The 22,682-nt window shown below is 63.7% G+C and carries 14 protein-coding genes; 13 read left to right on the top strand and 1 reads right to left on the bottom strand.

The annotated features are described in order from the left end of the window. Position 1 precedes the first annotated feature (1 nt). The 10 genes from J2Z79_RS09650 to J2Z79_RS09610 all read left to right on the top strand — a co-directional run bounded on the left by J2Z79_RS09650 (position 2) and on the right by J2Z79_RS09610 (position 17,046). Entirely contained in the window at positions 2-1,453 is a 1,452-nt protein-coding gene (locus J2Z79_RS09650) for a hypothetical protein (protein WP_209466665.1), read from the top strand. Further along, positions 1,443-6,035, top strand: a complete 4,593-nt coding sequence (locus J2Z79_RS09645) for an FtsK/SpoIIIE domain-containing protein (protein WP_209466664.1) — start codon at positions 1,443-1,445, stop codon at positions 6,033-6,035. Before J2Z79_RS09650 ends, J2Z79_RS09645 begins: the two co-directional genes overlap by 11 nt. A gap of 211 nt (positions 6,036-6,246) precedes the next feature. Continuing rightward, on the top strand, positions 6,247-9,441 hold the full coding sequence (locus tag J2Z79_RS09640; RefSeq protein ID WP_209466663.1) for an SRA domain-containing endonuclease: 3,195 nt from the start codon (positions 6,247-6,249) through the stop codon (positions 9,439-9,441). 9 nt (positions 9,442-9,450) lie between these two features. Continuing rightward, positions 9,451-11,730 (top strand): DUF2357 domain-containing protein, encoded by a 2,280-nt coding sequence (locus J2Z79_RS09635; RefSeq protein WP_209466662.1) that lies wholly within the window; start codon positions 9,451-9,453, stop codon positions 11,728-11,730. A gap of 44 nt (positions 11,731-11,774) precedes the next feature. Beyond that, complete coding sequence (locus J2Z79_RS19290) at positions 11,775-12,005, top strand: DUF6884 domain-containing protein (RefSeq protein ID WP_425353537.1); 231 nt, start codon at positions 11,775-11,777, stop codon at positions 12,003-12,005. Between the two features lie 79 nt (positions 12,006-12,084). Then, entirely contained in the window at positions 12,085-12,759 is a 675-nt protein-coding gene (locus J2Z79_RS18420) for a DUF2726 domain-containing protein (protein ID WP_342589459.1), read from the top strand. A 344-nt stretch (positions 12,760-13,103) separates the two neighbouring features. Further along, positions 13,104-14,426: an ABC transporter substrate-binding protein gene (locus tag J2Z79_RS09625; protein ID WP_209466661.1), complete on the top strand. Its 1,323-nt coding sequence runs from the start codon at positions 13,104-13,106 to the stop codon at positions 14,424-14,426. 18 nt (positions 14,427-14,444) lie between these two features. After that, entirely contained in the window at positions 14,445-15,371 is a 927-nt protein-coding gene (locus J2Z79_RS09620) for a carbohydrate ABC transporter permease (protein ID WP_209466660.1), read from the top strand. Between the two features lie 3 nt (positions 15,372-15,374). Further along, a complete protein-coding gene (locus J2Z79_RS09615) occupies positions 15,375-16,211 on the top strand; it encodes a carbohydrate ABC transporter permease (protein WP_209466659.1) in 837 nt (278 codons plus the stop codon). Between the two features lie 10 nt (positions 16,212-16,221). Further along, a complete protein-coding gene (locus J2Z79_RS09610; protein ID WP_209466658.1) occupies positions 16,222-17,046 on the top strand; it encodes an HAD family hydrolase in 825 nt (274 codons plus the stop codon). Between the two features lie 587 nt (positions 17,047-17,633). Here the strand turns inward: J2Z79_RS09610 and J2Z79_RS09605 are convergent. Beyond that, on the bottom strand, positions 17,634-17,795 hold the full coding sequence (locus tag J2Z79_RS09605) for a hypothetical protein (RefSeq protein WP_209466657.1): 162 nt from the start codon (positions 17,793-17,795) through the stop codon (positions 17,634-17,636). 115 nt (positions 17,796-17,910) lie between these two features. Between J2Z79_RS09605 and J2Z79_RS09600 the strand changes: the two genes are divergently transcribed. The 3 genes from J2Z79_RS09600 (at position 17,911) to J2Z79_RS09590 (ending at position 22,641) form a co-directional block, all read left to right on the top strand. Beyond that, positions 17,911-19,224 (top strand): amidohydrolase, encoded by a 1,314-nt coding sequence (locus J2Z79_RS09600; RefSeq protein ID WP_209466656.1) that lies wholly within the window; start codon positions 17,911-17,913, stop codon positions 19,222-19,224. A gap of 318 nt (positions 19,225-19,542) precedes the next feature. Continuing rightward, positions 19,543-20,919 carry a pyridoxal phosphate-dependent decarboxylase family protein gene (locus tag J2Z79_RS09595; protein ID WP_209466655.1) on the top strand — a complete coding sequence of 459 codons (1,377 nt, stop codon included), beginning with the start codon at positions 19,543-19,545 and terminating at the stop codon, positions 20,917-20,919. Between the two features lie 3 nt (positions 20,920-20,922). Continuing rightward, positions 20,923-22,641 (top strand): xylulokinase, encoded by a 1,719-nt coding sequence (locus tag J2Z79_RS09590; RefSeq protein ID WP_209466654.1) that lies wholly within the window; start codon positions 20,923-20,925, stop codon positions 22,639-22,641. Positions 22,642-22,682: the final 41 nt, after the last annotated feature.

Here is a 22,682-nt window from a genome sequence, read left to right as displayed (position 1 = left end):
GGTGCCACTGACCATCCAATCCATCCGCGCGGATATTGACAAGACCTACGTCGGGTTGAACCCCGATACCACGAACGTAAAGCCAGTACACATCGCCAATGGTCTGCTCCGTACTCTAGTCGGTCGAACGGCAGATACCCGCCTGTTGAATGCGTTCGTAGTTCCCCACAAGAATGATGGGACAGTCCCGGAAGGTCACGAACTGGAGACTATCTATCAGTGGCTACTCGATCAGGGAAGGATCCTACCTGCTGATGTTTCCAAGGCTGACCTGAGGAAGTTGCGCCCCCTTCTAAGAAAGGTTGTTAACGCTGATGAAGGTGTTTACCTTCACAGGGACCAGATGGAATCTTACACAGCAGGCTTCCAAGGATTCCTCTCAAAGGACCGAATTGCCCAAACCGGCGGCGAACTAGTTGCAGCATGGCTGCAGAAGGTACAGTCTCCTTTGGCCGAGTGCGCTCTTCAGTCGATCTCGGAATGCGACGATCCAATAACCCTGCTCAGCCTGCCGCTGCTTCAGGATGAGTTCGTATCGCATACTCCCAAAATGGATTGCCATGAGCTACCGTTTTTGAACGCTGAGATTCCTGCGGAGTTTCAAGACTTGTGGAATGGGCTCGCCGAGGCCGCCAGAACCTTGTCGCAGCACCTGGTTTCACACCCGAACAAGCTTCTGCGACTTCGGATGATCACTCTGTTCGCTTGCCTCGTCTTAGTCCGCCACCTTACATGTCTCGAGGGCTACTATGTATCGGGCTCGAATCGCGTCCTGCCACTACTGTTGGACTTTTCAGATCATCACGATGATCCGGTAGCCAAAGCTTCCACGATGACGTATACGTATGCTAGTCAGTCCTTGGTTCGCTTCTATGCGTGGGCATTCGGCAGATACCTTGAGCACTACTACTCTCCGAGCGAACCCACCACCGCTGATTATCCGGCGTACAAAGGTACCCCATCCAACGATGGAAAGGAGATCTGGGATCTGGCTCGCAAGGAGGTCGGCTCCTCAGACCAACCGTACATCGTAGCTGGACAAGCTCTCTACGATATATTGGCTATCGAGGCAGAGGCAGATCCGGTTCGTTACTTGCGGCAGTTGGGGCTCCGGTGCGGGTTACTGTGGCCGCCGGAGAATCTAAGACCAGCCAAGCGGTTCGCTGTACAACAGGATCTCCTCGAAGTCCTCCTCCGGGCTACCGTAGAGCCAGGGACAGTTGTTGATATGCCCACACTTCAGGAGCGGCTCTGGAAGCGGTTTGGGATCCTCGTTGGTGGAAGAAGCGAGGATACAGAAAGACTGGTAAGTGCAGGTGTGTACCAGGCAGATGCTGATTCGCTTCGCTCCAACCGTAGCCGGTTCGCAGCGAGACTTGGGGATTTGGGTTTTGCTCGCTTGCTAGCAGACGGCGTACTGCAGGTGCAACTGGAGGTAAGCCATGAATCTTGATCGTAACGTGCAAGTAGCAGGGGTTCTCACCGATCAACTTCGGAATGCGAAGATCGGTGTTGTCGTCAAGGGCGTGCACGGCATCGATCCCGCGGCTGTTGCTGCTATGGTGTCGACCACGATCGACGACCTGCACGTCAGCGCCGTGGGGTACCCATTGGGCACCTCCATTCCAGAGAACGTAAGGATCAGTACCAAACTAGAAGATGCTGTGCAGTGGAGAAGTACTCCGGAGTTGGCAGGGCGCATTGTAGTCTTTGTCAAGGACGACGCTCCGAAACTGCACTCTCTAGGGGACCTCGATGTCATCACCGAACGTGACATCGCCGCCTACATCCTGGATCAAGCTCAAGCTGATCCCTCAAACAACGATCCCCAAGTTCGCTTTTGGAAAGCCTTGCGGGACGAGTCCGACACATTTCCTCTCGAGCTATTGGAGCAGTTCGTCAGCGCAGTTCAACAGGATGCTGCGAATGTTAACGCGATCGTTGATAACCTATGGCGTCTCGGGTTGTTGCGTGATGAGCAGCTGCTCGACCGTAGACGAGATCCAAGGGAGCGTCTGGTTCGCAATAGAGAGTTACTAGTTGAAATGGCACTCCTTTCCGAGCAGAGCAGGAAGCGCCTTGGAAATGTCCTTGTCGGTGCAAGTGGAGACGAGCGTGAGCGACTTCGTCGCGCATTTGCTGACCTAAAGGTCTTCTACACGACTAGAGACAAGCAGGCTCTTCGTCGACTGGATGTAGAAACCGTAGAAGCCCTTATCAAGGCTGGAAGACCTCTTCCTAAGAAGAACAGGCGAGTTCCTACGCCTGACCGCCTGGTAGATGACAATGGCGGAAGAGACACAGAGCAATCCGTTCCTCTCAAAGGTAAGCGCTTGGTGCAAGCGATTGCTGAGTGTGTTACCCAGGGTACTGAAGATGCTCAGAAGGGCCTCCAGGAATTGGTTGCAGCCATTCGCCGAAGGATCGCGAATCCGCAGGATGGCGAAGCAACGGTAGCGATAACGCCTGGTTTTGGGGGGCGAACGGTAGTCCTAGATCTGCCGAATGGAGACCTGTCCGCGTTAATCGTGGGTGCGTGCTCAGACGGACGGTGGGGCGGTGTCCTGGAAACGACTCGGACCACTCTTAAAGATGCACTTCTCCACGCATCACTGACTGACCTGAAGCCTTATAGCCCCATGGACCCAGAACAGGGATTACTCGGGAAGTGTCTCTTTACACTCCTACGTAGCTTTGACAGATACACTAATGGCACTGACTTCTCCGAGGCCATAGATCGCATGACTGATGCCCGCGAACGCCTGGCCGGGAACGCAGACATCCTGCTTTCCTACCCCTTCGCGCTGCTGGGTGGGGATCAGGACGCTCGTAGGGCCCTGAATGAGTACCTGGATGCATACGAAAGCCTGCTAAGGTCGATCAGACAGTATGAAGCGTTGCTTCACGAACGCGATGCCGAAGCACTGCGGTACGTGTTGACCGAACTGCTTCGTCTCGATGTGATCTACGTCCGTACGCCAGGCGAGTGGAAGGCGCTGCTAACCCCCCTCCATCCTTTCCACTTGTGGCGATATCGTGAGATTCTGAGAGAAGTTAACGGGGAGGGAAGAGAGCTTACTGACGACGAGCGAGAGACACTAGCGGAGGTGCTCCCGTCGCTGCCGCACCTCGTGCACTATCTGGTTGTGACTCCGCAGGTGGCTGGAGAACAGCCTATAGTTCTTCCTCAAGCGGGCACCATCGAGACCCTCCCTACCTTCGAAAACCACACGAACCGCTATCTGGGAAGTGACGGAATCGACTTCCTTCCAGAGGTCCTCAAGCGGTACGTGACAACCAATCCCTTTGCGAGCCCCCAACTGAGATTGGGACTGGTTGACGTGCCGGACGTCAAGCTTGCTCTCACGGCAATTGCCGACTTCTACCGTTCAGGCAAGTGTCGGCAAGTGCTGGTTGAGGTTTACTTCACGCGTGGTCAAAACCCAAGAGCCGACCTCGGTAGGCTCGATTTGGACGATCGGGATCATGAACTGGCAGAACTCCTACGTCGCGGACAGATTGTAACTCAGATGCACAGCGTCCCCAACGTGGATGAAGCCGTTAACAGATTAGCCCAACATCCGGTGCATCTGGCTGTCCTGTTCGATCAGGCACAATACCACATCGGTCACGCGCCCAAGGCTCGGAGGCTCCTCGTAAGCCCGTTGGTGGTCACGTACCGGTACGAGTTCAGCGAAACGTTCCAAAAAGGCACTATCTCACCCTCGTCTGAGGCAGATGAGGGCATCTTTGCAGACTATCACTTCGTAATCGAACGAGCGGCGTTGCTGCCGGCTGGTCAACAGCTTCGCCTCCAGTATGACCAAAGTGCAGACCTGCGTTCGGTGAACAGTCTGCTGTCGTCGGGAGCCGCCTCATGGATGGTAATAGCCGATCGAGACCTCACGCCGTACAGCCCGGAGTCGGCTGTGCCGCTCGGTGAACGACGGATCGGACAGCGGGAAGTTGGAGTGTGGGCTCCCCCGTCCACGCGCACAATTGGGCATCTCGTGGACCTGCTGAGGAGATTCAATCTTCGCCCGGATGTTCAGACTGTCGCGACGTTGGTGCAACGCTTTGGCCATATCGCCGCTGGGGGGCTGCTATCCCTTCCAGGACCCGGTGGCCACCCCGAAGTACGTGAGCGTCAGGAGAAGGCTTTCATGGGAACTGTCTTGGCAGCAGCCTGGTACAGAACCCGCTACCCCATCTCCTTGGTGGCCTCCCTCGACTCGAATCTGGCACGGCTATGGCTGAGTAGTCGGCACAACACCAGTCAGCGCGCTGACTTGATTGGCTTGAGAGTAGATGATGATGGCGGTATAGTGGTCGAGCCGATCGAAGTCAAAACCCATGCAGATAACGCCGAAGTTCGGGTGGAGCGGGTCGAGGGTGGCCTCGCGCTCGCCGGGCATGCCATTGAGCAACTACGCGCCACAATTGAGGTGCTCGAATCGATCTTCGGTGACGAGGACAGCCAGACGCTGTTCACGCCTGCAAGGCGCGAGACACTGAAGTACCAACTGTTTAGAGAGTGTTTCCGGGATGTGCATGATCCCGAATGGAAACGGGAATGGTATCGCAGACTTCAGGGTACGTTCGCTCGGCCTAGTACCCTGCCAGTCCGCTGCGCAGGAGTAGTCGTACACGTTCAACCAGAGGAGAACACCTCGAGGCCTGAAGTACAGGATGCTGTCCACCCGTTGCGCTTGGTTACGCTGGGAACACAGGAGGTTCAATCCTTGGTGTCCGATGCCCATCCGCGCATCGAATTTCGACTGGCTGAGGAGACCGACACGAGCCAGATAGCCGCAGAAGACGTCCCAATTCGCGATGCTGATGACAACCCTGTGGAAGAAGACCAACCAAGCATCCCCGGTGTTGACACAACCAGCTCGGTTAGATCAACCTCACCATTTGAGCAAGGTGAGGGCGTGGTGTCCAAGACAGAGGAGATCCAGGACCTTGTCCGATCCTTCAGGCGGGCTTGTCAATCCTATCGGGTCCAGATCGCTGACTGCGATCCAGAACAGGCCGTCGTCGGACCAAGTGTGATCAGACTCTACGTTCGATTGGCTAGAGGTCAACGTCTCGACCCCCTCAGGGACGTGCTTCCGGATATAGGTCGAGAGATGCGCCGAACTGGTCTGCTTGTATCCCAGGTCCCGCAGTCAGATCTCATCGCACTGGATGTCCCCCGCATTGATCGTGTCCGAGTGCCTCTGTCACAGGGACTGCGTGCCATGCCGCGCATCAGCAAGCCGGAGGAAATGCCCATCCCGATCGGCGTCACTCCGGAAGGCCAAGATGTGATTAGGGATCTGGGCAGAATGCCCCACATGTTGGTAGGAGGAACAACCGGTGCGGGCAAGACCCGGTTCTTGTACGGAGTCCTGTTGGGCCTGTTGACCACCCACCCAGAAGCGGACAGCTTACGCCTGTTCCTGTCGTCTTCAAAGCCAGAGGACTTCAGCTTCTTTGAGGGGATCCCCCACTTGGAAGGTGGGCGAGTCATCTATGACGCTGATGAGGCCATTGAACTTCTCTCGAGCCAAGTAACGCAAACACTTGATGCGCGCGGGGAGTTCTTGATGGAGGCTCATTGCGTCAACATTCAGGACTACAACCGCAAGAACCCACAGCAACCCATGGCCCCCCTGGTGGTCGTTGTGGATGAGTTTGCCGACCTGGTTGACCAACTTGGTCGTCAGCGAAACGCACGAGACGCGTTTTACAAGAACATCCGTCGGGTCGCCCAACTCGGTCGGAGCAGGGGAATCCACCTGGTCCTTTGCACGCAACGCCCAAGCGCCGATCTCGTTCCAACCAACATTCGGAACCTGATGAACGCTCGGGTTGCCTTGCGAGTCAACGACGTGACCGCTTCGCGCATGATCCTCGAAGCCCCGGGGGCTGAGCAGTTGCAGTTCCACGGTGACCTCTTGTTCAAGGAACCTGAGGGTGTGATACGTGCGCAAGGTTACACAATAGAGCCCGAGGAACTCGTCTCAATTCTGTCCGGTTTGCGTTGCTAGTTGGAGTTCCTGGAGGGGCTGTCCGAAGAGCAGATCACTCTGCATCGGACGGCCCCTTCCCAATTGGGAGGTAATTGGCAACCAACATACGAAGATCTGATCTGCCCTTAATCTCTCTCATTTTGAGGTGTTGCCCATGAGAACATCCCATAGCTGGTCGAAACCTGACAAGGTTCCCGGACTTATCGCTCGTAAGCAGGTTGACAAGTCGATGTTTCTTGAGGGCAGCCACATTCCCAAGGAGTTTCAGCGCGACTTCGCACTTGCCAACGGCGGTCACCTTCCAGATAGAGGTGAGTCACGCGAGGTCATTCTGCGTCACGGAGATGATCTGTATCCTGCACGGATGGTTCACCACTCTCGACAGGGCCAGGCGAGCAGCGATCTTTGGCTCCGCTTCGGCTCCAATAGCGGCTTTGCACTGCTTCTGCGAAATCGACTCCGGTACAGCTATCAGCGCTTCGTACGTGGGCCTGTGGAGCAGCCCCCTTCGACCGATGACATGACCGAAAGCGAGCAGGAGTACGTAGAGTTTTACGAGACCGGTGAACCCTATCACTACGAGGTTCGCCTAGTGGAACGGAACACGCCACGCAACGTGACCATTCCCGACGACTTCTCAACGGTATGGTCCCACCTGATCGACTGTATCCCAACCGGAACAGTCGTCCAGAGCCTGACGCGGGGGGTGGCGAACACAATCTCGTGGCTCGAAGAAGGAGTCCAAGTCACGAGCGAACGCGGTACAGAGCTTATTCCCAAGGTATGGTTCGAGTCTGCCTGGCAGACGTTGAGGGAGCAGGAGATCCTCCCCGTCGATGAGCTCCCCGCCCAAGCGCGGTTCCGTTCCACGGCGGTGTCAGCTATCCTTACGCAGCTCCCCTACGTGGACTACACCACCTATCCTAAGACCACGCTCTTCTTGACGACCCACCGCTTCACCAACATCGAGTTGGCGGATACCTTCAAGGTGGGAACCCAGCGAGGTATCCGCGTTGCCGGCAGGTCTCCCGACACGAAACTGGTTGTGTTCATCACCAGTGCAGCTTCAGACTACAAGGCGGAGCATCCTTACCAAGACCACTGGAAAGGGGACACCCTATTCTACACAGGGGAAGGCCTGTCTGGCGATCAGCAGATGGCCCACGGTAACCTCGCTCTAAAGAACAGCATGACGGGGCAGTTCCCCGTTTATGGCTTTCAGAAGCTGCCGGATGGCGGTTACGCTTACTTAGGCCGGTTCAAGGTGACGAGGATCCACGAGCAACAGCAACCGGATAGTACAGGCAACTCGAGACGGGTCTACGTGTTTGAGATGACTCGTACTCGTCCGCAGACCGCAGCGCCTGCTGCAAGGAGGGCATGGGTTTTCCAAGCCTATCCCCAGTATTACAACTTATCGGGGGCCCTCAGTTCGCTTCCTACGATCACCTTCCTCGTCAACCAGTTCAAGAACGAGATTCAGAAGGGTGACAAGGTCTTCTTCTGGGAAGCTGGAGCCCGCGCCGGTCTCGTCGGGACCGGTACGGTTCTCGCCGGCCCCCAGGAAATGCCCGATGCTCCCGAGTCACGCCCGTTCTACGTCGACCCCTCCAGGTTTGAGGGTGAAAGGCTGAGGACGGTCGTCCGTATCGATCACGTTCTCACACCGTCAATGCCACGTGGTGTCTTCCTAGACCATCCAATTCTGCGCGACATGACTGTCCTCAAGGCAAGGATGGGCACGAACTTCCGCCTTACGCCCGAACAGGCTGACGCCTTGGCCGAGTTGATCGCGGGGTCGAAACCCATCCGGTTCTTCCGCGTCGCTGCCCCTCGGACTCCCTCAGACTGGGACGCCGGTCTACAGAGGGGCCTCTTGCTGCTTGATGTGGAGACTCCGGCTATCGACCTGACCCCGCTGACTTCCGAATCTGAGGTCAGGCAAGCGCTCACCGGAGAGTCTGCCCATACCTGCGACATGCCGTCCGCCTACATCGACAGGCAGGTTAGGGAACTAATCACCCTCAAGGACCTCAGGCCGGGGGACACGCTGGTGGTCACTCGTGGCCCGAACACCGTTGTGGGACTCGCAGAGGTCTCGCAACCGGGCTACACCTGGTTGGCTGGTGAAGCGCGCCATGCCATCCACGTCATCTGGCACTGGACCGGTGCTGTTCGGACCACTCGACGCCCCGAGTGGCTCACGACACTTATCGAGCCGGCCACTCAGGAGGAGTACGACGAGGTCGCCAACTCCACCGCACCCAAGACGGAGCCCACGGCCGACCTGGCCGCGATCACGCGCAACTTCAGTGCAGCACTTCGACTGAGCGGTGTTCAGTTCGGTGCCCGTCACGACGAGATCGTACGTTCCTTCATCGCGGCCCTGGCCACCAAGCGCCTGGTGATCCTTACCGGCCTGTCGGGATCCGGCAAGACCCAGCTCGCCCTGCGGTTTGGCGATTGGCTAGGGAAGGATCGGCGCATGGTGGTGCCCGTGCGCCCAGACTGGACAGGCCCCGACTACCTCTTCGGCTACGAGGACGCCCTGAGGACAACAGAGAGCGGCCGCCGGCCCTGGTACGTACCGCCTGTCCTGGCGTTCATGCTCAAGGCCGCTCAGGATCCCCACTATCCCTACCTCTTAGTACTGGACGAGATGAACCTCGCACACGTAGAGCGCTACTTCGCAGACTTCCTCTCAGGCGTCGAGTCAGGCGAACCCTGCCTGCCCAATCTCGAACAGGACCAAGATGGGAACTGGGTCATCCGAGATGGAGAGCCGGAGCGCATTCCCATGCCCGACAACCTCTTCGTTGTCGGCACGGTCAACGTCGACGAGACCACCTACATGTTCTCTCCCAAAGTACTAGACCGGGCCAACACCTTCGAGTTCCGCGTCGGAACGGACGACCTTCAGGTCAGCCTCTTTAGGCCTTTGCCACTCGCTCCAGGTGCCGACGATCTGGTGCGCGGGTTCCTGGCAGTTGCCACAGATGACGACTGGCAACATGTCCACCCTGCCCCCGGCCGGGACGACTTCGCCGCGCACCTCCGAACCGTGCACCAGCTCCTTGCCGAAAGCGACTTCGAGTTCGGCCATCGGGTCTTCTACGAGGCCCTCCGGTACGCAAGCATGCTGGCCTCCGCCGGGAACGACTCCGTGGAGGCCGCCCTCGATCAACAGATCTACCAGAAGGTCCTGCCCCGCCTGCACGGCTCCCGCCGCCGGCTCGAACCTCTCCTGCGAGCGTTGGGGCGCTTCTGCTACGACCTCTCCTCCACGCCCACCGCTGGAGCAGCCACCGACTTCGACCCCGAGGCGGCCCACGAGGGACAGCCGAAGCTCCCCCTCTCCTATCAGAAGATCCGCCGGATGTTCCGGAGCCTGCGAGTCAACCAGTTCACCAGCTTTACGGAGTAAGCCATGCGGGTGTGTCATTCCATTTCCGTCAAGGTTCGCGATGCGGCGGGCAAGGTCGTCGGCACACTCACCGTGAGTCTGCCGGGGCAAGTACGTGCAGATGCTAATCCGCCCCCGCTCATCGACATGAGCGGAGACCCAAGCCTCGACCCCGCTCTGGCGCCCGTTCAGCTGTTGGAAGAAGCAGAGTACCGGTATGCGTTTGTGCCAGAAGCCTGCACAGACCTGCCCATCACCCTGGAGCCTAGGGAACTCTTCTCCCCCGACTCCGCCGACTGGCGGACCGGCAGGCTTCGCCCCCGACTCTACACTGGCACCCTGCCGGTGGTAGTGTTGTCAGGCGACCAAGAGCTCGGCCGGGCTCTCTTCGAGGTTCGCTCTCGCAAACTGGACTACCTGAGCCAGTACCAGTGGATGCTCGAGGAGATTGCCGACAGCATGGCCGAGCTGGTCATGGAGCGGTTCGCTCCCACCGAGCAGCGCTTCCGTGTGGACGAGTCCGCCGAGGCCTCCACGCTGTACGCCCGCTTTGCCATGCTCAAGTGGCTCTTTTCCGGGGAGGCCTTCGAGGCAGCCATCCTTCAGATCCTCTCTCGTCCGCACAGGGCATGGACGGAGGAGGCAGAGTATCGCCGGCCGGGACAGCCCATTCCGATGTCGGCGCACGTCGCCCAGCGACTGAGCCGACCTGGCCCACGCGCGGCTTGCAGTGCGGAGCTACCAGTGCGAGCCCTTCCCAAGCAGATCGCGGTTCCCCGGACAGAAGAGACCCTGGATACACCGGAGAACCGCTTCATCAAGTTCGTGCTCCTCCGCTGGGAGAGTTTCGCGCAGGAAGTGGAGCAGGCACTGCTTCGCGAGCCAACCTCTGCGCCCGTCCAACGGGGACTTCGTGAGGTTCAGGCGGTCCAGGAGAGGCTGCACACACTCCTGGCCGCTGGCCTGTTCCAGGAAGTCGGCGATCTCACCTTCCTGCCCGCCGGGAGCCAGGTACTCCAGAAACGGGCTGGCTATCGGGATCTCTATCGCGCCTATCTCCAGTTTGAGTCAGCGGCCCTGCTGACATGGGATGGCGGTGAGGACGTCTACGGTGCAGGTAAGCGGGACGTCGCCACGCTGTACGAGTACTGGGTCTTCCTCCAGTTGATCAAGGTGATGGCGCGCCTCTGCGGGCGGGAGTTCGACCTGAGCCAGCTCATCGAGGTCCGCCCGGACGGCATGGGCGTTACGCTGCGGCGCGGGCGCTCGCGGCGTCTGAAGGGCCAGGTCCACCGCCTCGGCCGAAGCCTGGGAATCGAACTTTGGTTCAACCGTACCTTCGGTCACCGAGCGGGTGATCGCGGTTCGTGGAGCCGTCCCATGCGCCCGGACTATTCCATCCTGATCAGGCCTGACACCACGTACGGCGAGCCGGATGAGGTCTGGATCCACTTCGACGCCAAGTACCGGGTGGAGAGTGTCACGGGCTTGTTCGGCGAAGATCCCACCACAGAGGAAGGCGAGGCCAGGCTGCTGGACGAGGAGCAGTCGGCGGAAGCTCGGCAAACATCGAAGCGGGCCGATCTGCTGAAGATGCACGCCTACCGGGACGCCATTCGTAGATCTGCCGGGGCCTACGTCATCTACCCCGGGACGGAAAAAGAGCTCCTTCCCAGGTTTCATGAGCTATTGCCGGGTCTGGGCGCCTTTGCTCTGCGACCGACGAGGGACAGACAAGGCACTGGGCTGGACGGATTGACGAAGTTCATCGATGATGTGCTGACACATGTAGCCACGCAGACCACGCAGCATGAACGGGTGCGCTACTGGCTGCGCGAGTCCACCCGCGGCGATTACCACGTGACCGAGCACCCCGCCGTACCATTCCTGTCCAAGCCGCCGGCCGATACTGTCGTGTTGCTGGGCTATGTGCGACGGCCAGAACAGCTGCAGTGGATCCACAAGAACCGTCTGTACAACATGCGCACCGGCGGACGACGGGGTAGCGTGCTTCCCGGGTCCAGAGTGCTCACGGCGGAACTGGTCGTTCTCTACGGGCCGCATATGGAGACGGCGGAGGTGTGGCAAGTTGCAGGCAATCCGCAGGTGCTGGATGAGACGGACATGCGCGGACTGCAGTACCCCGAGCCGCGCGGACGGTATGTGTGCCTGCCACTTCGTGAGACCCCGCACCCCCAGTGGCTCGATCAGTTGACCAGTGAGGCAGTACGGAAAGTCAAGGAGAGAGTAGATCCTTCAGCGCTCTTTGGCGAACCCGTTGCGACAACCTGGCTGGAGTTGGTGCGGTAAGGGCAAGAACCCGCACTCTGGTGACCCTGCTGACGCTCAAAGCCATGTCCACCTCGTCTCGCCGCGAGTGGTCCGAGCGAGTACTTGCCCAGGTCAGGAACCGATTCGGCACGTCTCTGGCAGGCCTGATCTTTGAGCTCCACACCGGACTCGAGTACCGAGAACACCTAGCAGAACTCCTCGTCCAGGCGGGGGTCAGCTGTACCTGTCCGGTGGCGGGACTCCAGATTGGACAACACCTCCGCTTCTACGGGACGCCGCGCGAGGACACTTAACGCCCCTCCCCTTGCGCAAATCAAGAGGAGCAGTTCCATCATGTATCGAACTTCCTTCACTAGAAGGGAGTGAAAGCCAGTGAGCTCGCAAAACCCGGGCTGCCTCGGGTTTCTCTTCCAGCTGTTTGGCGCCAACGAGGCGGAGGAGCCCTATCGGTTACCCGACAAACTGCCGTACAGAAGCCGGGACGACTTCCTATCTGCTGCAGAGCTCTCGCTCTACGGGGTTCTACGGCTGGCCGTGGGAGACCGGTGGGCGATCTGCCCCAAGGTGCGTCTGGCTGACATCTTCTTCGCCGTGGGCGAGCAAGCACAGGCATGGAACAACAGAATCCTCAGCAAGCACGTGGACTTCCTCCTCTGCGATGCGCGGACGATGAGGCCGGTGCTGGCCGTTGAACTCGATGACCGGTCACATACGCGGCCACACCGTCAGCAGCGCGACGAGTTCGAGGACAGGCTCTTTCGATCCGCGGGGCTTCCCCTGGTTCGCATGACGCCCCGAGCCAACTACTCGGTTGACGAGGTTGCCGCGGCGCTGCGCAACGCCATTGCCCCCACTTCACCACCGGTGGCGAGGCCCACTGCCGCAGCGCAGGCCGCACCGGCCACCACACGGCCGGGCACCGTTCCCATCTGCCCCAAGTGCGGTGTTCCGATGGTGCTGCGTCAGTCGAAGAAAGACGGCAACCGCTTCTACGGGTGTCCCAACTTCCCCCGCTGCAGGCACACGGCACCCGCGCCCGTTCGGTAGAGCGCTTGGCAGCACGGCGCGCGAGCTGGCGCAATCCCGAGCTTCCTCGCCCCAGCCACCGCCTCGTAGAGGCCAGGCCTTCGCACCAAGCCCGGCCGGTCTGAACAGACCGCGCCGGGCTTCGTCTCGCCCTCCGGGTCGATGAGGCCGAAAAAGACCCTGATGAACTCCGCCACCAACTCTGCTCATCCGCCCGCCTGCCCCTCACCCGGGCAGGCGGGCGGATCGCCGCTCAGGCCCCATTCCCCTCCGGAGTCGGCAGCTAAACGTAAGAAGGAAATCAGAATAATAGGCTCGTATAGTTAGTTGTTGTTGTATAGACCTTTTCGAAAGGAGAGCCCAGCATGCGCCGATATCGGCTCCTGGCAGCGATCCTCGTGGCCCTCGGCCTCCTCCTTTCCGCGTGCTCCCGTCCGTCCGACCCGACTCCGGCCCAGACGCCGACCACGTCGACGGAGCCCCCTGCCTCCACCCCGTCCAACCAGCCCCCGACGACGGTCACCGTCTGGTCCTGGCGGGTCCAGGATGAAGACCTCTGGGAGAAGGTCCAGGAGATGCTGGACGCCAACAACGAGAACATCAAGATCGACTTCCGCGGCATCAAGTCCACCGAGTTCGACTCGGTGCTGAAAACCGCCATGGCCGGCAACGACGGCCCGGACATCTTCACCGCCCGCGGCGGCGCCGGCACCCGCTCCTACGCCGAGGCCGGGCAGATCGAGCCGCTGGATTCGCTCGACCTCTCCGGCTTCGACCAGGGCATCCTCGACCAGGCCTCCTACGAGGGCAAGGTCTACGCGGTGCCCTTCGCCGTGCAGACCCTCACCTTCTTCTACAACAAGCAGATCTTCGACGAGAACGGCCTGCAGGAGCCGAAGACCTGGGACGAGCTGATCCAGATCATGGAGACCCTCAAGTCCCGCGGCATCACCCCCATTGCCATCGGCGGCAAGGACGGCTACGCCGTGAACCTGATGGTCGACGTGATCGGCGCCACCTGGCTGGGCGACCAGTGGGCACAGGACGTCATCGAGGGCAAGACCGACTTCACCGACCCGAAGTTCGTGGACGTGCTGGCCAAGGTCGACTCCCTGACGAAGTACGCCCAGGAGGGCTTCGTCGGCACCGCCCAGCGGGACGCCCGCACCCTGTTCGCCACCGGCCAGACGGCGATGATCATCGACGGCATCTGGGCCGTGAACACCTACTACCTCAACACCGACCCCAACCTCCAGCTCGGCTCCTTCCTCGCCCCGCCCGCGAAGGCGGGTGATCCGGTGCGGATCTACCCGTACGTCGACGGCGGCTACGCGGTGAACGCCCAGTCCAAGGTGAAGGAGGCGGCCATGCGGGTGGTCGCCTACACCGCCACCGACGAGTTCGCCCAGCTCTACGCCGACCTCTTCGCCGAGATCCCGGGCAACCGGAACGTCAAGTTCGATGAGGAGAAGCACCCGATGCTGGCCAAGGCCGTGCAGCAGAAGAACGAGCTGGGCCTGAGGGTCCTGTTCCGCATCCGCTCGCCGTTCGACAGCGGTACGCCCGACATCTCCACCAGCCTCGGGGCCAACCTCCAGGGCATGTTCGCCGGCATGCTGACGCCGGAGCAGGCCGCCCGGGCCGTGCAGGCCGACCTGGCCTCCTGGTACCCGGCATTCAAGAAGTAGCGAGAGGGGACGCGCCCCATGTACGCAGGACAGAAGGGCCCGGGCCGGTACAGCTTCTGGCTGATGCTGCTTCCGGCCCTCCTTCCTTACTTGCTCTTCAAGGTATACCCCTTTTTCAACTCGATCCTGCTCAGCTTCTACGACTGGAACGGGGTGCCGGGTTCGCCCAAGGTGTGGGTGGGCCTGCAGAACTACGCCCGGTTCCTCTATCAGCCGCCGTTCTCCACGATGTTCTGGCGGGCCCTGCGCCACAACTTCGTGGTCTTCGGCCTGCTGCTCGTCTGGAGCACCGGCTTCGGCACGCTCCTCGCCTGGATGCTGACGCAGATCCGCCGGGGCGCCGGCTTCTACAAGGGCCTGATCTTCATGCCCAACACCATCTCCCTCGCGGTGACGGGCTTCCTCTGGAGCCTGATGCTCAACCCGCAGTTCGGGGCGGTCAACGCCCTGCTCCGCAAGGTGGGGCTGGGCGCCCTGGCCATGCCGTGGCTGGGCGACAGCCGCCTCGCCCTGCCCACCGTCATCGCCGTCAATGTCTGGCACGGGCTCGGCTTTCCGGTGCTGATCGCCCTGGCCGCGATGCTCTCGGTGCCCAGGGACATCCTCGAGGCGGCCGAGGTGGACGGGGCCAGCCGGTTCACCCAGTTCTGGCGGATCACCTTCCCGATCATCCTGCCCAACCTCATCAACCTCATGGCCCTCAACTTCTCGGGCGCCTTCGGCCTCTTCGAGATCGTGTTCGTGATGCAGGGCGCTGAGGCCGGCCCCTTCTACAGCACCGACCTGCTCGGCACCCTGTTCTACCGCACGGCCTTCGGCGGCATGGGCTCGACGGCCACCGGCATGGGGCTCGGCGCCGCGCTGGCGGTGGTCACCTTCCTGATCGTGATTCCGGCGTCGCTGTTCGCCTCGCGCATCCAGCGGCGCTTCCAGGTGGAGGTGTAGCCCATGGTGTGGCGGAACCCGCGCCTGCGGTGGTCGGTCATCGGCTTTCACCTGGTGCTCGGCAGCTACGCGCTGGTGGTGCTCTTCCCCATCATCACCATGCTGCTGGGGTCGGTGAAGAGCACCCGTGACCTGATCGTCAACCCCTTCGGCTGGCCGCAGGAGTTCGTCTGGTCCAACTACCTGCGGGCCTGGAGCGAGGCCAACTTCGCCGTCTACTTCAAGAACAGCCTCTACGTCACCATCACCTCGACGGTCGCGACGCTGCTTGCGGCCTCCATGGCGAGCTTCGTGCTGGCCCGCATCCGCTTCCGGCTGAGCTCCTTCATCCTGGGGCTCTTCATCGCCGGCCTCGTGGTGCCCAGCCGCCTCTCCATCATCCCCCTCTTCCTGCTGGTGCGGGACATGGGGCTGATGAACACCCACCTGGCGCTGATCCTGATCTACGTGGGCACCTCGATGCCGTTTGACATCTTCCTGCTGACCACGTTCTTCCGGCAGGTGCCCAACGAGCTGGCGGAGGCGGCCGTCGTGGAGGGGGCCGGCATGTGGACCGTCTACTGGCGGATCATGATGCCGCTGGTGCGGCCGGCGCTGGCGACGGTGGCGATCTTCGAGGCGCTGGGCGCCTGGAACGACTTCTTCTTCCCGCTGATCTTCCTCAGAGACAAGAAGCTGATGACCGTGCCGGTCGGCCTCAGCGTCTTCTTCGGCGAGTACGCCACCGACTGGCCGACGCTCTTCGCCGCGCTGGCGATCTCCATCGTGCCGGTCATTGTCATGTTCGCCTTCATGAGCCGGCAGTTCATCGCGGGCCTGACCCAGGGCGCCGTCAAGTGAGGTGGCGCGATTGGCACTCGTCTCCTTCGACCTCGACGGGGTGCTGCAGCGCAACCCCTTTCACGCCGGGCGCCCGGATGGCGTGTTCGGCCACATCCAGCGGGAGCTGGCCCCGCACGTGGGCGGAGACCCCGAGGAGGCCTTCCGGGAGGTGCTCCGCCAGATCCTCGCGGAGCACCGGGCCCGCATGCAGGCGGGCCGGTACGTGGAGGCATACGACTGGGACGACGTGGTGCGGCGGGTAGCCGAGGGGCTCGGGTACCCGGGCCGCCTCGACGTGCCCGCGCTGGTGCGCCAGTACGTGCAGGTGCCCGGCATGGTCTGGCTCTACCCGGGAGCCAGGGAGTGCCTGCAGGCGCTGACGGACCGGGGACACACGCTGGTCACCGTCACCAACGGGTACCAGGTCTACCAGGAGCCGATCCTCGTGCAGCTGGGAATCCGGGATTACTTCGCCGCCATGGTGACGCCGGACGCCGTGGGCACCACGAAGCCCCTGCCCGAGATCTTCCGGGCGGCGGAGCCGCTGGGAAGCCCCCGAATTCACGTGGGTGACACCCTCCCGCACGACGTGGCGGGTCCCCGCCGGGCGGGGTGGATGGCGGTCTACATCGTGCAGCCCGGTGTCTCGGGCTACGAGGCGCTCCCGGATGGCGTCCGGGACCTCCCGCCCTGGCGGCGGCCCGGGGCTGCGACGGCGTGGCTCCGGCAGCGGTTGGAACGGGACCGGGTGCTCCACGGCCACCCGCCCGTCGCGTTTGAGGAGTGCATCCCGGATGCGATCGTGACGGGGCTGCACGAGGTGCCCGAAACGGTCACGCAGCTGCTGCGCTGAGCCAGCGAGGACGGTCACTGCCCGCCCTGACCAAGTTTCAACTCATACAACACACACTCGTGCACCCGCCTGAACCGGGCCCGGATCCCCTCCCGGTCCTCGCCCACGTAGTGCGCAAACGCCTGAACCGGGAGCAGCCCGGGGATCTCGCTGCGCAGCGCCCCCCTCAACTCCGCCCCGCCGGTCGGCCGGCCCCCCGGCCGCGGGATCGGACGGGGTCACCGGTCGGCCGGTCGCCCCGGCCGCGGGATCGGACGGCGTCGCCGGTCGGCCCGTCCGGGGATGCGCGGATGTGCAGCGTTCGACGGGCCTGACCCGCTGCGTCGCCTGACGGCGGCGAGGCGCCTCTCCCGCACGGCGCGGTCCAGATCGCACAACATTTAAACTTCTACCCCCCCCTGGAAATGCACCTGCTTGAGCCCTTCGACGTCGAGAGCATGAGTCACGTGCACGCTCCACCCACAGCGTGCTGTGCAGCCTCGCTTCCGCCCAACCACGCCGGGCTCCGCACTCCGGCACGACCCGGACAAAACGGCCCGTCCCCGGTGGCAGCGGCCAGAGCCGCCTGGGGACGGGCTTGCTTCTGCTTACCTGGGGCCGGGTCTTGCCCGCACCAGGACGGAGCGCAGGACTGTCAACGACAGGAGGACCAGCAGGCCGAAGAGGTTGAGCGCCAGCGTGCGATAGCCCTCCGGGATACGCATCGCCGCGGCATGGATGGCGTCGCTGCGGCCCATCAGCAGGATCACTCGCATTTGCTCCGCCGAATATGCCGCTCAACATACAGGAGCCTCCGCCGACAGGCCATGCAGACATGTCTGGCGAAGTGCTTAGTCAACTGCAACCTGACAGGAGGTCGGGATCATGCGCCAGAAGCTGTTGTCGCTCGTCTCCGCCGTCCTTCCCACCGTCGTCGCCACCCGCCGGGACCTCCACATGTACCCGGAACTCGGCCACATGGAGTTCCGCACCGCCAGCCGGGTTGCCCGCCGCCTGCGGGACCTGGGATACGCGGTGAAGGTCGGCCGGGACGTCATGGACCCGGACGCGCTGCTCGGGCTCCCGAGCGCCGAAGAGCTGGAGGCCGCCTACAGGCGGGCGGAGGGCGAAGGAGCGGACCCGGAGTTCCTGCCCCTGATGCGCGGGGGGCTGACCGGCGTGGTCGGGGAATGGCGCACCGGGCGCCCCGGACCCACCCTGGCGATGCGGTTTGACATGGACTGCATCCCGGTGGCCGAGAGCACCGATCCCGATCACGCCCCCTTCACGGGAGGGTTCGCGTCCCGCCATCCCGGCGAGATGCACGCCTGCGGTCACGATGGGCACACCGCCATCGGACTGGGCGTCGCCGAGATCATCACCCGGATCGCCGACGATCTCTGCGGCACCATCCGCCTCCTCTTCCAGCCGGCGGAGGAGGGCTGCCGCGGCGCCAACCCCATGGCCGAGGCCGGTGTCGTCGACGACGTCGACTTCCTCCTGGCCGCTCACCTGGGCTGCGGCGTGCCTTCGGGTCACCTCTACACGCGGATCGACGGGCTGCTGGCCTCCTCCAAGCTCGACGTGACCTTCACGGGCATCCCGGCCCATGCGGGCGCCGCGCCCCACATGGGGCACAACGCCGTACTGGCGATGGCCCAGGCGGTTCAGGGGCTCTATGCGATCTCCCGCCACGGGGAGGGCACCTCGCGGATCAACGTGGGCGTCGTCCGGGGCGGCACAGGCCGCAACGTCATTCCCGCCGACGCCTACATGCAGCTGGAGGTGCGCGGCGCCACGGATCAGATCCTCAAGTACATGGAGGACCGCGCCCGGAAGGTGCTGGAGGGCGCCGCCATCGCGCAGGAGGTTGAGCTCTCCATATCGGTGCAGGGTCGCGGCCTCAGCTCCCAGAACAGCCCCGAGCTGGCCGCGCTGATCGCCGAGGAGGCGGCATACGTCCCGGGCCTCACCGTCCACAACGCAGGGCACGTCACTGGCGGCAGCGACGACTTCACTGTCCTCGCCGCCCGCGCCGCGCAGCGCGGCGCGCAGACGCTCTACATGGTCCAGGGAACCGATCATAAGGCCGGCCACCACACCCCCCGCTTTGACATCAACGAGGCGGATCTGCAGCACAGCCTGGCCGTCTTCGCCCTGGCAGCGGCGCGCATCTGCGGCCGTCCGTCCCCAGTCTGATAACGCCGCGACCGTGCACTGACTGACGCAGTCGCATCTGGCTCACCGAGGCCCGGTCGGTCCTTTCGGACCTGACCGGGCCTCCGCGTTGTCTGCCTGTGTTAACTGCACAGCCGCCGGAACCGTCCTGCAGATAACTCAAGCACTCTCACGAAACCAGGACCCGCCTCCCCGGATCTTGTCGCGGTCCTTCTGCCCCTGGCATCGCTCCGCCCATCCTACGTTGCAAGGCAGAACCCCAGGCGCCCCCTCTTGTATGCAGGACTATTGCGACATTCGCGGAATTCAATCGCAATCGCCTGCAAGGAGGGATGCCCCATGGACCTGCTCGCCGCCCTCGAGGCCCAGGTCAAGCCCTACCGGAACCGGTTCCCCTCCCACGCCCGCCTGCCCGCGACCGGCCGGCCCCGGGAGGAGATCCTCGCCGAGATCGCCGCCATGCAGGAGGCCGAGGCCCCCCGGTGGCGGGAGGGCTACGCCTCCGGCGCCGTCTACCACGGCGACGACGAGCACATCGCCTTCCTCAACCAGGTCTACGCCCTCCACTCCCAGTCCAACCCCCTCCACCCCGACCTCTGGCCCAGCGCCGCCAAGTTCGAGGCGGAGATCGTCGCCATGACCGCCCGGATGCTGAACGGCCCGGAGACCGCCTGCGGCACCCTGACCTCCGGCGGCACCGAGTCGCTGCTGCTCGCCATGAAGACCTACCGGGACTGGGCCCGCGCGACCAAGGGCATCACCGAGCCCGAGGCGGTGGTGCCCGTCAGCGCCCACGCCGCCTTCGACAAGGCCGCGCAGTACTTCGGCATCAGGCTGATCCGCACGCCGGTGGGCCCCGATTACCGGGCCGACGTCCAGGCCGTCCGGGAGGCCATCACCCCCAACACCGTCGTCATCGCCGGATCGGCGCCGGGCTTCCCCCACGGCGTCATCGACCCCATCCCCGAGCTGGCCGCCCTGGCGGCGGAGCACGGGATCGGCTGCCACGTGGACGCCTGCCTCGGCGGCTTCGTCCTCCCCTGGGCGGAGCGGTTGGGTTACCCCGTGCCGCCATTCGACTTCCGCCTCCCGGGCGTCACCTCCATCTCGGCCGACACCCACAAGTACGGCTACGGCGCCAAGGGGACCTCCGTCATCCTCTACCGGACCCCCGAACTCCTGCACCACCAGTACTTCACCGCAGCCGACTGGCCCGGCGGCCTCTACTTCTCCCCCACCTTCGCCGGCAGCCGGCCCGGGGCGCTCAGCGCCACCGCCTGGGCCGCCATGCTCGCCATGGGCGAGGAGGGCTACCTGGAGGCCACCCGGCGCATCCTGGCGGCGGCAGATCAGATCAAGGCGGGCATCCGGCAGATCCCGGGCCTTCAGATCCTGGGCGACCCCCTCTGGGTGATCGCCGTGGCCTCCGACACCCTCAACATCTACCAGGTGATGCAGGAGATGGCCGAGCGGGGCTGGGTCCTCAACGGCCTGCACCGGCCGCCGGCCTTCCACATCGCGGTCACGCTGCGCCATGCGCAGCCGGGGGTGGTCGACCGCTTCCTGGCCGACCTGCGGGCTGCCGTGGAGACCGTCGCGGCCAACCCCGAGAGGCAGACGGGCATGGCCCCCGTCTACGGCATGGCCGCTGCGGCCCCGCCCGACATGGTCCGCCAGGTGCTCACCGGCTTCATCGACCTGCTCTACAGGGTGTAGGCCATGGCGGAGCGGTACGTACTGGCCTACGACCTGGGCACCTCGGCCCTGAAGGCGGCCCTGGTGACCTTCACGGGGCGGGTGGCCGCCCTGGAGTCCCACCCGGTGCACCTTCACCTGCTGCCCGGCGGCGGGGCGGAGCAGGACCCCGACGAGTGGTGGGCCGCCCTGGTGGCCGCCACCCACCGCCTGCTGGCCCGGGGCGTCGCCTCTCCCGGTCAGATCGCGGCGATCGGCTGCACCGCCCAGTGGTCCGCCACGGTGGCCGTGGACCGCAGCGGCCGGCCCCTGATGCCGGCCATCAGCTGGATGGACACCCGCGGCGCGCCGGACGTCGCCCGGCTGACCGGCGGGCCCGTCGCGATCTCCGGCTACGGCGTGGACAAGCTCTGGCTCTGGATCCGCCGGACGGGCGGCATCCCCGGCCATGCGGGCAAGGACTCCCTCGCCCACATCCTCTACATCCGCCGCGCCCGCCCCGACGTGTACGCCGCGGCGCACAAGTTCCTGGAGCCCAAGGACTACCTGAACCTCCGCCTCACCGGCGAGTTCGCCTCCACCTACGAGGCCATGACGCTCCACTGGGTCACCGACAACCGGGACCCGTACCAGATCCGCTACGACCCCGACCTCCTCGCCGCCACCGGGCTCGACCGGGCGCAGCTGCCCGACATGCTGCCCGCCACGGCGGTGCTGGGCAAGCTCCGCCCGGACGTGGCGGACGAGCTGGGGCTGCGCCCCGAGACCCACGTGGTGGCCGGGACGCCGGACATCCACGCCGCGGCCGTCGGCTCCGGCGCCACCCGGGACCTGGAGCCCCACCTCTACGTGGGCACCTCTTCCTGGATCTCGGCCCACGTGCCCTGGATGAAGACGGACCTCCTGCACAACATGGCGGCGATTCCCTCGGCGATCCCGGGGCGGTACCTGATCGCCAACGAGCAGGAGACCGCCGGCGCCTGCCTCACCCACCTGCGGGACCTGCTGTGCGAGCCCGGCGAAGCAGCTGGCACGCGCCCGGAAGGCGGGGCGCTGAACCCGCACGGCGTTGGCGGGCCAGGCGGGGAGGCGGCATGCCTGGACTCAGCCGGGGCACCGGCCGGGGCCGCGGACCCCCACTCAGCCGGCGCTGCGGCCGGGGGCCCGCATCACTCCGGCGGGCCGGGAGCGATCGAACGGCTGCTGGCCGCCGCGGCTCAAGTGCCCCCCGGCAGCGACGGGCTCATCTTCACCCCCTGGCTCTACGGCGAGCGGACCCCGGTGGAGGACCCCTGGGTCCGGGGCGGATTCCACAACCTCTCCCTGCGGACCACCCGGGGCCACCTGGTCCGGGCGGTGCTGGAAGGGGTCGCGTGCAACGCCCGCTGGCTGCTGGGTGCCGTGGAGTCCTTCGCCCAGCGGCGGATGGAGCCCCTGCGCCTGATCGGCGGCGGCGCCCGGTCGGCGCTCTGGTGCCAGGTCTACGCCGACGTACTGAACAGGGCGGTCCACCAGGTGGACCGCCCCTTGGAGGCGAACGTGCGCGGCGCCGGACTCGTGGCCCTCGTGGGCCTGGGTGAGCTGGGCTTTTCCGACGTGCCGGAGCTGGTGGCCGTCGCCCGCACCTTCGAGCCCAACCCGGCGCACCGCCAGACCTACGACGAGCTCTTCCGCGCCTTCCTGACCGTCTACCGCCGGAACCGGGGGCTCTACGCCCGGCTCAACCGGCATACTCCGGCGTGACGCCCGACCCTCGCTGCCGCGGGAGGGCGGCCATCCCAACA

Source organism: Symbiobacterium terraclitae, assembly GCF_017874315.1.
Classification (GTDB): Bacteria; Bacillota; Sulfobacillia; order Symbiobacteriales; family Symbiobacteriaceae; genus Symbiobacterium; species Symbiobacterium terraclitae.
The sequence above is the reverse complement of the archived record's forward strand: the minus strand, read 5'-3'. Positions and strand labels throughout refer to the sequence as shown.